The sequence below is a fragment of the Mycobacterium sp. 2-64 genome, assembly GCF_035918375.1.
Taxonomy (GTDB): Bacteria; Actinomycetota; Actinomycetes; order Mycobacteriales; family Mycobacteriaceae; genus Mycobacterium; species Mycobacterium intracellulare.
This window is the reverse complement of sequence record NZ_CP142361.1, coordinates 4,441,191-4,455,283: the sequence shown is the minus strand read 5'-3', so window position 1 is coordinate 4,455,283 and position 14,093 is coordinate 4,441,191. Positions and strand designations below refer to the sequence as shown.

At 68.5% G+C, this 14,093-nt stretch carries 16 protein-coding genes and 1 tRNA gene; 13 read left to right on the top strand and 4 right to left on the bottom strand.

Annotation, left to right across the window (positions count from 1 at the left end):
* Positions 1–161 precede the first annotated feature (161 nt).
* The 6 genes from rpmF (at position 162) to QGN31_RS20600 (ending at position 5,546) form a co-directional block, all read left to right on the top strand.
* Positions 162–335: a 50S ribosomal protein L32 gene (gene rpmF, locus QGN31_RS20625; RefSeq protein ID WP_008254062.1), complete on the top strand. Its 174-nt coding sequence runs from the start codon at positions 162–164 to the stop codon at positions 333–335.
* A gap of 137 nt (positions 336–472) precedes the next feature.
* Positions 473–1,159 carry a two-component system response regulator MprA gene (gene mprA / locus QGN31_RS20620; RefSeq protein WP_014941347.1) on the top strand — a complete coding sequence of 229 codons (687 nt, stop codon included), beginning with the start codon at positions 473–475 and terminating at the stop codon, positions 1,157–1,159.
* Positions 1,160–1,175: 16 nt separating this feature from the next.
* Complete coding sequence (locus QGN31_RS20615; RefSeq protein WP_036397793.1) at positions 1,176–2,738, top strand: HAMP domain-containing sensor histidine kinase; 1,563 nt, start codon at positions 1,176–1,178, stop codon at positions 2,736–2,738.
* 72 nt (positions 2,739–2,810) lie between these two features.
* Entirely contained in the window at positions 2,811–4,265 is a 1,455-nt protein-coding gene (locus QGN31_RS20610) for a S1C family serine protease (protein ID WP_008254070.1), read from the top strand.
* A gap of 59 nt (positions 4,266–4,324) precedes the next feature.
* Positions 4,325–4,822, top strand: a complete 498-nt coding sequence (locus QGN31_RS20605) for a MogA/MoaB family molybdenum cofactor biosynthesis protein (RefSeq protein WP_008254072.1) — start codon at positions 4,325–4,327, stop codon at positions 4,820–4,822.
* Positions 4,823–5,126: 304 nt separating this feature from the next.
* Positions 5,127–5,546, top strand: coding sequence for a large conductance mechanosensitive channel protein MscL (locus QGN31_RS20600; RefSeq protein ID WP_008254074.1), 420 nt, complete (start codon positions 5,127–5,129; stop codon positions 5,544–5,546).
* A 36-nt stretch (positions 5,547–5,582) separates the two neighbouring features.
* On the opposite strand, the gene QGN31_RS20595 is transcribed toward QGN31_RS20600, so the two are convergent.
* From QGN31_RS20595 to QGN31_RS20585, 3 genes are all read right to left on the bottom strand, one after another.
* Complete coding sequence (locus QGN31_RS20595) at positions 5,583–6,263, bottom strand: SAF domain-containing protein (protein WP_008254088.1); 681 nt, start codon at positions 6,261–6,263, stop codon at positions 5,583–5,585.
* 64 nt (positions 6,264–6,327) lie between these two features.
* Complete coding sequence (locus QGN31_RS20590) at positions 6,328–6,666, bottom strand: FmdB family zinc ribbon protein (protein WP_008254090.1); 339 nt, start codon at positions 6,664–6,666, stop codon at positions 6,328–6,330.
* 88 nt (positions 6,667–6,754) lie between these two features.
* A complete protein-coding gene (locus tag QGN31_RS20585) occupies positions 6,755–7,354 on the bottom strand; it encodes a 5-formyltetrahydrofolate cyclo-ligase (protein ID WP_008254092.1) in 600 nt (199 codons plus the stop codon).
* Between the two features lie 76 nt (positions 7,355–7,430).
* Between QGN31_RS20585 and QGN31_RS20580 the strand changes: the two genes are divergently transcribed.
* The 5 genes from QGN31_RS20580 (at position 7,431) to QGN31_RS20560 (ending at position 11,743) form a co-directional block, all read left to right on the top strand.
* Entirely contained in the window at positions 7,431–8,342 is a 912-nt protein-coding gene (locus QGN31_RS20580) for a UTP--glucose-1-phosphate uridylyltransferase (protein ID WP_041784812.1), read from the top strand.
* A gap of 59 nt (positions 8,343–8,401) precedes the next feature.
* A complete protein-coding gene (gene glp, locus QGN31_RS20575) occupies positions 8,402–9,691 on the top strand; it encodes a molybdotransferase-like divisome protein Glp (protein ID WP_014941349.1) in 1,290 nt (429 codons plus the stop codon).
* A 20-nt stretch (positions 9,692–9,711) separates the two neighbouring features.
* The gene (locus QGN31_RS20570; protein ID WP_179300620.1) at positions 9,712–10,365 is read left to right on the top strand and encodes a GNAT family N-acetyltransferase; all 654 of its coding nucleotides are present in this window, start codon (positions 9,712–9,714) and stop codon (positions 10,363–10,365) included.
* A 202-nt stretch (positions 10,366–10,567) separates the two neighbouring features.
* A complete protein-coding gene (sepX, locus tag QGN31_RS20565) occupies positions 10,568–11,620 on the top strand; it encodes a divisome protein SepX/GlpR (protein WP_043955608.1) in 1,053 nt (350 codons plus the stop codon).
* A 50-nt stretch (positions 11,621–11,670) separates the two neighbouring features.
* Positions 11,671–11,743: transfer RNA gene (locus QGN31_RS20560), tRNA-Ala, on the top strand.
* Between the two features lie 122 nt (positions 11,744–11,865).
* On the opposite strand, the gene QGN31_RS20555 is transcribed toward QGN31_RS20560, so the two are convergent.
* Entirely contained in the window at positions 11,866–12,345 is a 480-nt protein-coding gene (locus tag QGN31_RS20555; protein ID WP_009957801.1) for a MarR family winged helix-turn-helix transcriptional regulator, read from the bottom strand.
* Between the two features lie 102 nt (positions 12,346–12,447).
* Here QGN31_RS20555 and QGN31_RS20550 point away from each other — a divergent pair, with 102 nt between their 5' ends.
* The gene (locus tag QGN31_RS20550; protein WP_009957800.1) at positions 12,448–13,071 is read left to right on the top strand and encodes an NADPH-dependent F420 reductase; all 624 of its coding nucleotides are present in this window, start codon (positions 12,448–12,450) and stop codon (positions 13,069–13,071) included.
* An 85-nt stretch (positions 13,072–13,156) separates the two neighbouring features.
* On the top strand, positions 13,157–14,086 hold the full coding sequence (locus tag QGN31_RS20545) for a TIGR03619 family F420-dependent LLM class oxidoreductase (RefSeq protein ID WP_008254108.1): 930 nt from the start codon (positions 13,157–13,159) through the stop codon (positions 14,084–14,086).
* Positions 14,087–14,093 lie beyond the last annotated feature (7 nt).

Here is a 14,093-nt window from a genome sequence, read left to right as displayed (position 1 = left end):
GGCCGTGCTAGCGCAGGGTGCGATCCGGGGCGGCGGGCGTCGGTTTTGGCGACGAGCGGACCAGCGACTATCCTGATACCCGATCGTCGCCCGTTCGGCCTCCCGGCCCACGCCGCGCGACATGCCGAACCGCAAGCCACATTGAGGAGTCAGGCCCGACCATGGCCGTACCCAAGCGCAGAATGTCGCGCGCGAACACCCGTAGCCGGCGCGCGCAGTGGAAGGCCGAGAAGACCGAACTCGTCGGTGTCACGGTCGCAGGTCAGCGGCACAGAGTGCCGCGCAGGCTGCTCAAGGCCGCCCGCCTCGGCCTGATCGACCTCGACCGCCGCTGACCCGATGGCGGCGGCCCGCCGCTGACCTGATGGCGGCGGCCCGCTGCGCCCGGCTTCGCCGCACTTGCGACCGCCGCTAGAACCTCACCGGCGCGCCTCTCAGGTCAGTCTCAGGCGGTGGGACGAAACTAGGGGCCGTGCGAATACTGGTCGTCGACGACGATCGCGCCGTGCGCGAGTCGCTGCGTAGGTCGTTGTCCTTCAACGGCTACTCGGTCGAGTTGGCCCATGACGGGGTCGAAGCTCTCGAACTGATCGCAAGCGATCGCCCCGATGCGCTCGTCCTGGATGTGATGATGCCGAGGCTGGATGGCCTCGAGGTGTGCCGACAGCTCCGCAGCACCGGGGATGACCTGCCGATCCTGGTGCTCACGGCGCGCGATTCGGTCTCCGAGCGGGTCGCCGGCCTGGACGCCGGCGCCGACGACTACCTGCCCAAGCCGTTCGCCCTGGAAGAACTGTTGGCCCGGATGCGTGCGCTGCTGCGCCGGACCAAGCCGGAGGACGAGGCCGAATCGGTGGCGATGAAGTTCTCCGACCTCACCCTGGACCCGGTGACCCGCGAGGTCACCCGCGGGGAGCGCCGGATCAGCCTGACGCGCACCGAATTCGCGTTGCTCGAAATGCTGATCGCCAATCCCCGCCGCGTGCTCACCCGCAGCCGCATCCTCGAGGAGGTATGGGGGTTCGACTTCCCCACCTCGGGCAATGCGCTGGAGGTCTACGTGGGCTATCTGCGCCGCAAAACCGAAGCCGACGGTGAGGCCCGGCTGATCCACACCGTGCGCGGGGTGGGTTACGTCCTGCGGGAGACACCGCCGTGACGATGCAATCCCCACGATGATCAAGTTCCCCCGGCCTCCGCGCCCACCCATGCGCCCACCGCTGCGCGCGACCCCGTCGCTGTCGTTGCGGTGGCGGGTCATGCTGCTGGCGATGTCGATGGTCGCCATGGTCGTGGTGCTGATGGCGTTCGCCGTCTACGCCGTGATTTCGGCCGCGCTCTACAGCGACATCGACAACCAACTGCAAAGCCGGGCCCAGCTGCTGATCGCCAGCGGTTCCCTGGCCGCCGACCCCGGCAAGGCGATCGAAGGCACCGCCTATTCGGACGTCAACGCGATTTTGGTGAACCCGGGCCACGCCATCTACACCGCCCAGCAGCCCGGTCAGACCCTGCCGGTTGGTCCGGCGGAGAAGGCGGTCATCCACGGCGATCTGTTCATGTCGCGGCGCACCGCCGGCGATCAGCGGATCCTCGCCGTCCATCTGCAGAACGGCACCTCGCTGCTGATCTCCAAGAGCCTCAAGCCGACCGAGGCGGTGATGAACAAACTGCGCTGGGTGCTGCTGATCGTCGGCGGGGTCGGGGTGGCCGTCGCCGCGGTCGCGGGCGGCATGGTCACCCGGGCCGGCCTGCGCCCGGTGGGCCGCCTGACCGAAGCGGCCGAACGCGTCGCGCGCACCGACGACCTGCGACCCATCCCCGTGTTCGGCAGCGACGAATTGGCCCGGCTCACCGAGTCGTTCAACCTGATGCTGCGGGCGTTGGCCGAATCGCGGGAACGGCAGGCGCGGCTGGTCACCGACGCCGGGCATGAACTGCGCACCCCGCTGACGTCGCTGCGGACCAACGTCGAGCTGCTGATGGCGTCGATGGAACCCGGAGCGCCGCGGCTACCCGAACAGGAGATGGTCGACCTGCGCGCCGACGTGGTCGCTCAGATCGAGGAATTGTCCACGCTGGTAGGCGATTTGGTGGACCTCACCCGCGACGACGCCGGCCAGGTGGTGCACGAGCCGGTCGACATGTCCGACGTGGTCGACCGCAGCCTGGAGCGAGTCAGGCGGCGCCGCAACGACATTCACTTCGACGTCGACGTGACGCCGTGGCAGATGTACGGCGACGCCGCCGGCCTGTCGCGCGCGGTCCTGAACCTGTTGGACAACGCGGCCAAGTGGAGCCCGCCGGGCGGTCACGTCGGCGTCACCATGCGGCAACTCGACCCGTCGCACGCCGAGCTGGTGGTCGCCGACCACGGACCCGGGATTCCACCGCAAGAGCGCCGGCTGGTGTTCGAGCGGTTCTATCGTTCGACGACGGCACGGGCCATGCCCGGCTCCGGCCTCGGTCTGGCGATCGTCAAGAAGGTCGTGCTCAACCACGGCGGCTTGCTGCGCGTCGAGGACACCGTCCCGGGCGGCCAGCCCCCGGGTACCTCCTTCTATGTGCTGCTGCCCGGACGGCCACTGCCGCCGGCGACATACTCCGCGACCGAGCCGGAGGCCGGCCAGGTAGACGCCGCGACCGAGGCGGGCGGGCCGGCGGCCGGCGACGAGGCGAACTCTGGGGAATCGGCGAACGTTATCTCAGTGGACTCTCAGTCCGCGCGGGCAAGGTAGGTCTGCGGCTACTGTTGAACCCAGCCGTCGACTTGCCGAAACACTGAGATAGAGGAAGAGCGACTTAGCGACATGACGAATGACCCGAGGTATTCGCCACCGCCGCAGCAGCCGGGATACCCTCCCGCGCCGAATCAGACTGCGTCCGTCCCGAGCCACGCGGGGTCCTCGGGCTATGCCCAGGGACAGCAGCAGCCGTACAACCAGCAGTTCGACTGGCGCTATCGGTCGCAGCCGTCGCAGACGAGCCAGTTCCGTCCGCCCTACGAACCGTTCGGCAACACCGGCCCTGGCCGGATCCCCGGCACGGGTCCGATGCCCGGCATGCTGCCCGGTATGCCGGCCGCACCGGAACCGCGAAAGCGTTCTCGCGCAGGGCTTTTGACCGCCGGGGCGTTGGCCATCGCGGTGGTGTCGGCCGGTATCGGCGGCGCGGCGGCGACGGCGATCGAGCTCGGCGACCACGCCTCGGGCAACGGCGGCGGGCGGGTCGTGGGGGCGGCGCCCAGCGTCCCGGCCGCGAACATGCCACCGGGCAGCGTCGAACAGGTGGCCTCCAAGGTCGTGCCCAGCGTCGTGATGCTCGAGACCGATATCGGAAGGCAGTCCGAAGAAGGCTCCGGGATCGTCCTGTCGACCGACGGGCTGATCCTCACCAACAACCACGTCGTCGCGGCCGCGGCGGGATCGCCCAAGCCTCCTGCGGGTCTCCCCGGGGCCCCGGTGCCTCCCGTCGCGCCGGGCGGACCCGGCGGACCCACACCGAAAACCACGGTGACCTTCTCCGACGGTCGTACCGCCCCGTTCACCGTCGTCGGCACCGATCCCACCAGCGACATCGCCGTGATTCGCGTGCAGGGCATGTCCGGACTCACGCCCATCTCCCTGGGCTCCTCGTCGGATCTGCACGTCGGTCAGCCGGTGGTGGCGATCGGGTCGCCGTTGGGTCTGTCGGGCACGGTGACCACCGGGATCGTCAGCGCGCTCAACCGGCCGGTGTCCACGACGGGTGAGTCGGGCAACCAAAACACCGTGCTGGACGCCATTCAGACCGATGCCGCGATCAACCCCGGTAACTCCGGCGGCGCGTTGGTCAACATGAGCGGCCAGCTGGTGGGCGTCAACTCCGCGATCGCCACCCTCGGCGGCGAATCGCCGGACGCCCAGAGCGGCTCGATCGGGCTGGGCTTCGCGATCCCCGTCGACCAGGCCAAACGCATCGCCGACGAGTTGATCGCCACGGGCAAGGCGTCGCACGCCTCGCTCGGCGTCCAGGTGACCAGCGACAAGGGCACCCCGGGCGCCAAGGTCGTCGACGTCGTCGCGGGCGGCGCCGCCGCCGCCGCGGGCGTGCCGAAGAACGTGGTCGTCACCAAGGTCGACGACCGCCCGATCAACAGCGCAGACGCGTTGGTGGCCGCGGTGCGCTCCAAGGCGCCCGGCGACAAGATTTCGCTGACGTTCTCCGACCCCGCCGGCGGCGGGAGCCGGACTTTGCCGGTGACTCTCGGGAAGGCGGACCAGTAGTGAGAGTGGACGAACCCTCGACGACGGGGTTGTCGGAGCTCGGATATACGGTTGCACCCATGGAAACGGGGGCGGAATTGGTAGTTGGCCGGGCTCTGGTCGTGGTGGTCGACGACCGCACCGCGCACGGAGACGAGGACCACAGCGGCCCGTTGGTCACCGAGCTGCTGACCGAGGCGGGATTCGTCGTCGACGGTGTGGTGGCGGTCGCCGCCGACGAGGTCGAGATCCGCAATGCGCTGAACACCGCCGTGATCGGCGGGGTGGATCTGGTCGTCTCGGTCGGCGGCACGGGTGTCACCCCACGCGACGTCACCCCGGAGGCCACCCGCGAGATCCTCGATCGCGAGATCCTCGGTATCGCGGAGGCGATCCGCGGCTCGGGGCTGTCGGCGGGCATCATCGACGCCGGTTTGTCCCGCGGTCTGGCCGGGGTCTCCGGCAGTACGTTGGTGGTCAACCTGGCCGGCTCCCGCTATGCGGTGCGCGACGGAATGGCGACTCTTAATCCGTTGGCGGCCCAGATCATTGGGCAGCTGTCGAGCCTCGAGATCTGATTCGCGGTCCTGGGGTCGGTCCGGCGGTGACAAGACCTTCCGGTTTCGAGGCCGAATTCGTTTCACGAACCCAGGAGTCAACGGACGGGCTCGATTCCAACGCGTACGAGCACGAGCAGTGGTTGCGGGAGAACGTGCCCCCGCACCACCGTTGAGCAGCGGCTCGCGTGTAAAGACATCACGACGCGGTCAACCTTTGGTGACTAATCGTTCGGGAAATGTGTGATAGCGCACAACCTGGCATAGCGTTTTCTCCGGGCGGCAGCGCGCTGCCCCGATAGTCGGCGCTACGGGAGGTGTGCGCATGATAAAGGGATTCAAGAGTTTCGTGATGCGCGGTGACGTGATCACCGTGGCCATCGGTCTGGTCGTAGCCCTGGCCTTCTCCAACCTCGTCAAGGCCTTCACCGACAGCGTGATCAACCCGCTGGTCGCCGCCGTGCAGCCCGGTACGAAATTCGGATTGGGTTGGCAGCTCGGCGATGCGGGGAACAAGGCGACCTTCCTCGACATCGGATCGTTCATCTCGGCGATCATCTACTTCGTCGTCTTCATGACGGCCGTGTACTTCATGATCGTGGTGCCGTACAAGCACATCCAGGCCCGCCGCGGCGTCACCGTGTTCGTGGAGGAGCCGGCCACCAAGGCATGCGCGGAGTGCAAGTCCGACATCCCGGAGGCCGCGCGCAAGTGCAAGTACTGTGCCAGCCTCCAGACGGCCTGATCCAGCGAATACGGATGCGAGGCTGGGGCGACCCGCTCAGTGCAAGGTAAGCGTCACCGTCTGGCCCAACGCCGAGCCCGCCACCGTGTTCGCCACACGAGCCGGCAGCGCAACCAACACTACGCGGTCGGCATCGGCGGACTGGAGCTTTTCCTTGGCCGACACGAGGACCACGACGGCGTCGGTCGCCACCACCCTGGGGGCGGCATGGGCGGTTTCCGGCGCGCCGGTCGCCGGCGCCGCCAACACGTCGACCACATCCCCGGCGCGGACGAGGTCGATCAACGCGCCGTCCGCCAGATGCAGCGGCACGATGCGGGCCCCCGGTCCCGCCTTCGACCCGATCGCCGCCTCGGCCAGCCGGTTGCCCAGTAACCGGACGTCGGTGAGCACCTCGCCACGCCTGGCCGGGCCGGCCAGCGTCGAACCCACCACCGCGCCCACGTCGGCGCGAGCCCCGTCGGGAACTGTTGAGGCCAAACGCTTTTCGATTCGGACGTCGGCGGCGGTCAACGCGTTGCCGGGGCGCAGGTCGTGGTCGGCGACCACCACCTGCGTGTAGTCACCGGCGGGATTGGAGCGCAGCGTCGCGATGCCGGCCAGCACGACCAGCCCGCCCGCCGCGACGCGGCGCGCCAGCACGGTGCGGGTCCAGTCCGGTCGCAACCACAGCGACAGCCGGCTCAATACGCTTGGGTTCAGCGATGATTCGCCCACGGGGCAACGGTAGGCGCAACGCGGTGCCCGGGTCGCCGGTCAGCGACGCGCGTGTGGATAACGCTCAGTTGGTGGCCGCGGCGGCGGGGGAGGGTGTGGAGCTGCTGCTCGACTTCTCGCTCGAGGCGGACTTGTCATTGGAACCGGACTTCTCGCTGGAACCCGAGCTCGAACCCGAGTCGCTCGACGAGGAGCCGTTGGTGGAGGCGCTCGACTTCTTGCCGGACTCGCGGCTGTCGGTGCGGTAGAAGCCGCTGCCCTTGAACACCACTCCGACGGAGTTGAAGCGCTTGCGAAGCCGACCGGAGCAGCGTTTGCACGTGGTCAGCGCATCGTCGGTGAAGGCCTGCACGATGTCGAAGCGATCGTCGCACTCGGTGCATTGATAGCTGTAAGTCGGCACGAAAACCTCCGGATGATTGCAAACCTGGTTAGCACTCTAGCGTCTCAAGTGCTAGAACCGCCACGTGACATGTCTCATTCCCGACATGTCAGTGCGAATCGAGGGCGATCAGCCCTCGTTGCGGCGTAAGCGCGTGGGTCATCGGGACGTCGTGCGGACCGGCCGGGATCTCGTCCAGCAATTCCGCGTCGCGGACGAGCGCCACCAGCGGCGCGTGGGGGTCACGGCCGCCCAGCGAGCGGTCGTAGAACCCCCGCCCCCGGCCCAGCCGCACGCCGGCGCGGTCGACGGCCAGCGCCGGCACCAGCACCAGGGCGGCCTCCGCCAGGGCCGCCGCCGGCAGCCACGGCTGCGGGGGCTCGAGCAATCCCCACCGGCCGGTGGTCAGGGTGCCGGGCCGGTATTCGCCCCACGACAGCGGCAGCGGCGTGTTGTCGGCGGTGGTACGCGCAACCGGCAGCAGCACCCGGCCGGCGCGGCGCAGCAACATGTCCAGCAGCTCAATCGACCCCGGCTCGGTGCCCACCGGCACATAGGCGCAGACCGTGCTGTCGCTGGCCACAATGCTTTCCGGGGCTTCCAACTTTTCCCGCAGTAGGTCCGCCTCGGCGGCCCGAACGTCGTCGGCAACGCGGCGCCGGGCCGCGAGTAGCTGTTCGCGCAACGCGGCCTTGCCCGTGGTTGCCATGCGTCAACCATGACAGCCAGGACTTTGCCCGCGCCACATCGACTCGGCAAAGCGGATGCGGGTTATCGTGTGAACGATGTCATGCCCAAACGTGGTGGTGCCACGCACGGCTGTTGTGCCCGCCGCCGGTCTCGGTACCCGCTTCTTGCCGGCAACCAAAACGGTTCCCAAGGAACTGCTGCCGGTGGTCGATACCCCGGGCATAGAGCTGGTGGCCGCCGAAGCGGCCGAAGCCGGCGCCGAACGGCTGGTGATCATCACCTCCGAGGGCAAGGACGGCGTCGTCGCGCATTTCGTCGAAGACCTCGTACTGGAAAGCACGCTGGAGGAGCGCGGCAAGACCGCGATGCTCGACAAGGTCCGCCGCGCGCCGCGACTGATCAAGGTCGAGTCCGTCGTGCAGAGCGAACCGCTGGGGCTCGGCCATGCGATCGGGTGCGTGGAATCGCGGCTGTCCGACGACGAGAACGCGATCGCGGTGCTGCTGCCCGACGACCTGGTGTTACCGACCGGCGTGCTGGGCACGATGTCGAAGGTGCGGGCCCACCACGGCGGCACCGTGTTGTGCGCGATCGAGGTCACCCCCGAAGAGATCAGCGCGTACGGCGTTTTCGACGTCGAGCCGGTGCCCGACGATGAGAACCCCGACGTGCTGCGGGTCAAGAGCATGGTCGAGAAGCCCAAGGCCGAGGACGCGCCGTCGCTGTTCGCCGCGGCGGGCCGATATGTGCTCGACCGCGCCATCTTTGACGCGTTGCGCCGCACCGAGCGCGGGGCCGGTGGCGAAGTGCAACTCACCGACGGCATCGCCCTGCTGATCGCGGAGGGCCACCCGGTGCATGTGGTCGTGCACCGCGGATCTCGACACGACTTGGGAAATCCTGGCGGCTACCTCAAGGCTGCGGTTGACTTTGCATTGGATCGTGACGACTACGGCCCGGATTTGCGGCAATGGTTGGTGGCGCGATTGGGCCTGGCCGAGCAGTAGCCCGGCGGTAACCCGGCCGGCGGGCCGCCCGTCAGGCAGCGAGGGCAGAGAGGCGCGCTGTGCGTTCGGTGGAAGAGCAGCAGGCTCGGATCACGGCTGCCGCGGTGGCCCCGCGGCCGATACGTGTGGCGATCGCCGAGGCGCAGGGATTGATGTGCGCCGAGGAGGTGGTGACCGAACGCCCGATGCCCGGTTTCGATCAGGCCGCGATCGACGGCTACGCGGTGCGCAGCGTCGACGTCCTCGGCGTCGGCGAGGTGGGCCACGACAGCCTGCCCGAGCCGATCGACGACTCACCCGAGAGCGACGGGCGCGACGGGCTGGTGCTGCCGGTGATGGGCACCGTCGAGGCGGGTTCGCGCACGCCCAGCCGCTTGCAGCCACGCCAGGCCGTCCGCGTGCAGACCGGGGCCCCGCTGCCCACCCTGGCCGACGCGGTCCTGCCGATGCGGTGGACCGACGGCGGGACGTCGCGCGTGCGGATCTACCGCGGGGCGCCGTCGGGCGCCTACGTGCGCCGCGCCGGCGACGACGTCCAGCCCGGTGATGTCGCGGTGCGCGCCGGAACGGTCATCGGCGCGGCCCAGGTCGGGCTGCTGGCCGCGGTCGGCCGCGAACGGGTGCTGGTTCATCCCCGGCCGCGGGTCACGATCATGGCGCTGGGTGGAGAACTGGTCGACATTTCCCGCACCCCGGGGAACGGCCAGGTCTACGACGTCAACTCCTATGCACTGGCGGCCGCGGCCCGCGACGCCGGTGCCGAGGTCAACCGCGTCGGGATCGTCGGCGGCGGCGCCAAGGAGCTTCGCGACATCGTCGAGGGCCAGATCAATCGCGCCGAGGTCATCGTCATCGCCGGGGCCGTCGGCGGTGCGGCGGCCGAAGTGGTGCGTTCGGTGCTCTCCGAGCTCGGCGAGCTCGAGGTCGTCCGCGTCGCGATGCATCCCGGCTCCGTCCAGGGCTTTGGTCAGCTGGGCCGCGAGGGCGTCCCGACGTTCCTGTTGCCGGCCAATCCGGTGAGTGCGCTGGTGGTCTTCGAGGTGATGGTGCGCCCGCTGATCCGGCTGTCGCTGGGCAAGCGCCAGCCGATGCGCCGCATCGTGCAGGCCCGCACACTGTCGCCGATCACGTCGGTGGCCGGGCGCAAGGGTTTCCTGCGCGGCCAGCTGATGCGCGACCAGGAGAGTGGGGAGTATCTGGTGCAGGCGCTCGGCGGCGCCCCGGGCGCGTCGTCGCACCTGCTGGCCACCCTCGCCGAAGCCAACTGTCTGGTGGTGGTGCCCAGCGGCGCCGAGCAGATTCGGACCGGCGAGATCGTCGACGTCGCCTTCTTGGCTCAGCGCGGCTGAGCGGAACGACTGCGTCCACGGTGAACCTCTTGCGCTCCAATTCCCGTCATCCGGGTTGGCCCATGAGCGTTGGGCCGCTTCGGGTTCCGGCGGGCGTGGTCCGCCTGCGGGCGGTGCGGCTGCGCGATGGCGCGCAGTGGAGCCGGATCCGGCTGAGCGATCGTGCGCATCTGGAGCCGTGGGAGCCCAGCGCCGAGGGTGATTGGACGGTCCGGCATGCCGTGGCCGCGTGGCCGGCGTTGTGCTCCGGCCTGCGGGCGGAGGCGCGCCAGGGACGGATGCTGCCCTACGTCATCGAACTCGACGGGCAGTTCTGCGGCCAGCTGACCATCGGCAACGTCACCCACGGCGCGTTGCGGTCGGCGTGGATCGGCTACTGGGTGCCGCGGTCGGCCACCGGCGGCGGGGTGGCGACCGCGGCGTTGGCTCTGGGGCTAGATCACTGCTTCGGGCCGGTGATGCTGCACCGGGTGGAGGCCACCGTCCGCCCGGAAAACGCCGCGAGCCGGGCCGTGTTGGCAAAGGTGGGGTTCCGCCAGGAGGGCGTGCTGCAGCGCTACCTGGAAGTCGACAAGGCGTGGCGCGACCACCTGTTGATGGCCATCACCGTCGAAGAGGTCACGGGGTCGGTGGCATCGGCGCTGGTCCGCGCCGGTAACGCCAGCTGGGTATGACGACCACCTATTAATTGGGTCGGTCGGCGACGCTCCGACCGTGACCGGATTTTTGCCGATTTGGGACTGGCGCGACACGAGTGACTCGTGGTGCTTGTGGGAGGCAAATTACAGGTGTGTAATTGTCCTGGTCGTCATGACCCGGCCGCGTTGGCCACGAATGGGCTTCGCGGGGGATGAGAACCACAGAGAGCAGGTCATCATGCCAAGCATCCCGCAGTCATTGTTGTGGATATCGCTCGTGGTGCTGTGGCTGTTTGTCTTGGTGCCGATGCTCGTCAGCAAACGCGACGCGGTGCGCCGCACCAGCGATGTGGCGTTGGCGACGCGAGTCCTCAACGGCGGGGCCAACTCCCGGCTGATCAAGCGCAGCGGTCCGGCCGCCGGTCACCGCAGCGATCCCGACTGGCAACCGCCGGAAGACTCGGCCGGCACCGACCTCGACGAGGAGCACGACCTTGCCGAGAACGACGACGACCGCGAGACGGATGACGACGCCGACACCGACGAGCTGAGCCGCCGGCGCCCGGTGGTGATGAAAATGGCCGTGACCGAGCCCGCCGAGGCCGACGAGCCCGACTACCTCGACGTCGATGTCGTCGAGGATTCGGCCGCACTTCCGGTGGGGGCCAGCGATTCTGCGGCCGAGGACGTCGACGAGGAACCGGCCGAGGACGACGTCGACACCGAGGCCGTCGCCAAGCACGACGACGAGGACCGCTACGAGTACGTCGAGGACTCGTCCGGTTTGGAACCCGCCGCCGAGGGCGACGACGCCGACGACGAGGCGCCGGCCCCGATCCCGCGCAACGCCGCCCGACGGCGCCGGCTCGACGCCAAGACCGCCGCCGCGGTCAGTGCCCGCAAGTACGCCTTCCGCAAGAAGGTCTTGATGATGATGGCGGTCTTCCTGATCGGCTCGGCCACCGCGGCGTTCAAGATCTCGCCGAGCGCCTGGTGGGTGTGCGGCAGCGCGACCGGCATCACCCTGCTGTATCTGGGTTACCTGCGGCGCCAGACGCGCATCGAAGAAAAGGTGCGCCGCCGCCGGATGAAGCGGATGGCGCGGGCGCGCCTCGGCGTCGAGAACGCCTACGACCGTGAGTACGACGTGGTCCCGTCGCGGCTGCGGCGCCCGGGCGCGGTGGTGCTGGAAATCGACGACGAGGACCCGGTCTTCGAACACCTGGACTACGCGATGGCGATGAGGACCTACGGGTGGCCCCGGGACTTGCCGCGCGCCGTCGGCGAGTAGTGCTCGCGTTTCGGCGGTTGGTGCCGCGGCTGGTAGCCTGCTAGCGGTCAGGGGCTATGGCGCAGTTGGTAGCGCGACTCGTTCGCATCGAGTAGGTCAGGGGTTCGATTCCCCTTAGCTCCACAAAGTTTGAGCACGTAACAGCGCATTTCCCGGTTATTTGCGTTCACCGAATGGTGTCCGCCGCGCAGCGGGTACGCAGCGGATTCGATCGCGGCACCAAGTATGCGACGCCGCCGTCTCACCTACGAGGGCTCGTCGTCGGCTGCAGAGTCGTCTTTGGTCAGGTGGCGCAGGACTCGTTCGTTGAGGGCGGCGAGCATGTCGAGCTCAGCAGGGGTAAGCAGTTCGATGAAGTTCCGGCGGACGTCCTCCACGTGCCGGGGCGCCGCCTTCTCGATCGCGGCGCGGCCAGCCGGCAACAGGCAGACCATGGTGCTCCGGGCGTCGTCGGGGTTGGGCTCACGACAGATCAGCCCGCCCTTCTCCATGCGTCGCACCTGGTGGGAGACACGGCTCTTTTCCCAGCCCAGTGTGTTGCACAGGTCGCGGGCGGGCATGCGGTCCCGGTCGTGCTCCGAGAGCACCGCCAAGATCTGGTAGTCGGCCCCCGACAGGCCCATTTCCTGCAGCCCCCGGTTCAGGTGCACGTCGAGCTGATGATGCGCGTGCTGGAACGCCCGCCAGGCGCGGTCTTCACGAGGGTTCAGCCAGTTCGCATCCATTAGCCACTCATGCTACCCCGATTTGGTTGACGCGTCATCAAACCTCCCTTAAGGTAGACACATCAACCTTTTCGTTCATCTATTCGAGACAGGACTCACCTCATGAGCAGCATCAGCATCATCGGCACCGGGAACATGGCCCGAGCCATCGGCGAGCTGGCGGTAGCCGGTGGCAACACCGTCGAGGTCATCGGCCGCGATCAGTCCAAGGCAGCTGACCTGGCCAAGACGCTCGGCCGCAACGCCACGACCGGCGAGTTCGGCGCCGTTCCGGCCGGGGACATCGTCATCGTCGCCCTCTTGTACGCCCATGTCGTTCCGGTCGTCGCCCAATACGGAGACGCCCTCGCTGGCAAGGTCATCGTCGACATCAGCAACCCCTTCAATGCCGCGGCCGACGGGCTGGCCATCCCCGATGGCACCTCGGTCGCGCAGCAAGTTGCCAAGGCCGCGCCGGCCAGCGCCAGCGTGGTGAAGGCGTTCAACACCATCTTCGGCGTTGTCCTGGGCCAGGGCCGGCCGCTCGACGTCTTCCTCGCCGGCGACGACGTGCGCGCCAAGGCGGACGTGGCGGCGTTCATCGAGAGCCTCGACCTGCGCCCGCTGGACGTCGGCGCGTTGCACATGGCGCACTGGCTGGAAGGAATGGGCCTGGTCGTGATGGGCCTCGCCCGCCACGGCGTGGGGAATTTCGACTTTGCCCTCGGCGCCACCGTTCCCGCCTGAGGCGCACCGCCCCGGTCCGAGCCGTGGACGGACCGGGGCGCCGGGAGCCCAAACAATGGTTGATGGATCACCGAAAGGAATCCCAATGAAACTTGGTTTCGCACTTCCCATCGTCGGGCCCGCTGTCAGCAGCGCCGTTGGCTTGAGCGCGTTCTGCCGCGGACTCGAGGACCTTGGCTACGACACGCTGTGGGTCGGCGATCGCCTGGTCACGCCGGTCGATATGCACAGCACCTACCCGGGCAAAGAGCAGCCGTACCCGCCCCAGATGACCCGGTACCTCGATCCGGTGCTGCTGTGGACCGTTGCCGCGACGGCGACCAGCCGGGTGCGGCTGAACTCCAGCACGCTCAGCACGTTCTACTACGAGCCGGTGCACCTGGCCCGACTGCTGACCACGCTCGACGTGCTCAGCGACGGCCGTCTTGACGTAGGCGTGGGGGTCGGGTGGATGAAGGACGAACACGACATCGCCCGCGGCGCGGACTGGCACCGGCGCGGGCGGATGCTCGATGATCTGCTGGCGTTTCTGCACCAATGGTGGACGACCACCCCGGTGTCCTGGGAAAGCGAGTTCTTCTCGCTTCCGCCGGTCCATGCCGAACTGCGCCCGGTCCAGGCCGGCGGTCCACCCATCTGGATCGGCGGTGCCAGCGAGGCCGCGATGCGCCGGGTCGGCCGCAGCGGCACCGGCTGGCTCGGGGTCGAGGGGCTGCAGGACGAGGTCACCGACCACCTGTGGTCGATCGCGCGCGGCGCGGCCCAGGACGCCGGCCGCGATCCTGACGCGCTGAAGACGGCCATGCGGATCAACCTCGAACCGGGCACGCCCGTTGACTTCGTTGCCGACAAGCTCGAGCGCCTCGCCGAGTCAGGCGCCGACGAGGCGATCGTGGATGCCTTCGCAATGTTCCCCACCCTTGAGGAGTTGCTTGACTTCGCCGGTCAGGTAATTGCACGCACCACGCGAAAACTTGACGACAAGGTAGCGGTATCACGCGTGATCAACCGGTAGCGCCCTT

Excerpts from the sequence above, each read along its gene's own strand:
- rpmF (WP_008254062.1), top strand. The coding sequence starts at position 162 with ATGGCCGTACCCAAGCGCAGAATGTCGCGCGCGAACACCCGTAGCCGG.
- QGN31_RS20615 (WP_036397793.1), top strand. The coding sequence starts at position 1,176 with ATGATCAAGTTCCCCCGGCCTCCGCGCCCACCCATGCGCCCACCGCTG.
- QGN31_RS20610 (WP_008254070.1), top strand. The coding sequence starts at position 2,811 with ATGACGAATGACCCGAGGTATTCGCCACCGCCGCAGCAGCCGGGATAC.
- QGN31_RS20605 (WP_008254072.1), top strand. The coding sequence starts at position 4,325 with ATGGAAACGGGGGCGGAATTGGTAGTTGGCCGGGCTCTGGTCGTGGTG.
- QGN31_RS20600 (WP_008254074.1), top strand. The coding sequence starts at position 5,127 with ATGATAAAGGGATTCAAGAGTTTCGTGATGCGCGGTGACGTGATCACC.
- QGN31_RS20585 (WP_008254092.1), bottom strand. The coding sequence starts at position 7,354 with ATGGCAACCACGGGCAAGGCCGCGTTGCGCGAACAGCTACTCGCGGCC.
- QGN31_RS20580 (WP_041784812.1), top strand. The coding sequence starts at position 7,431 with ATGTCATGCCCAAACGTGGTGGTGCCACGCACGGCTGTTGTGCCCGCC.
- sepX (WP_043955608.1), top strand. The coding sequence starts at position 10,568 with ATGCCAAGCATCCCGCAGTCATTGTTGTGGATATCGCTCGTGGTGCTG.
- QGN31_RS20555 (WP_009957801.1), bottom strand. The coding sequence starts at position 12,345 with ATGGATGCGAACTGGCTGAACCCTCGTGAAGACCGCGCCTGGCGGGCG.
- QGN31_RS20550 (WP_009957800.1), top strand. The coding sequence starts at position 12,448 with ATGAGCAGCATCAGCATCATCGGCACCGGGAACATGGCCCGAGCCATC.
- QGN31_RS20545 (WP_008254108.1), top strand. The coding sequence starts at position 13,157 with ATGAAACTTGGTTTCGCACTTCCCATCGTCGGGCCCGCTGTCAGCAGC.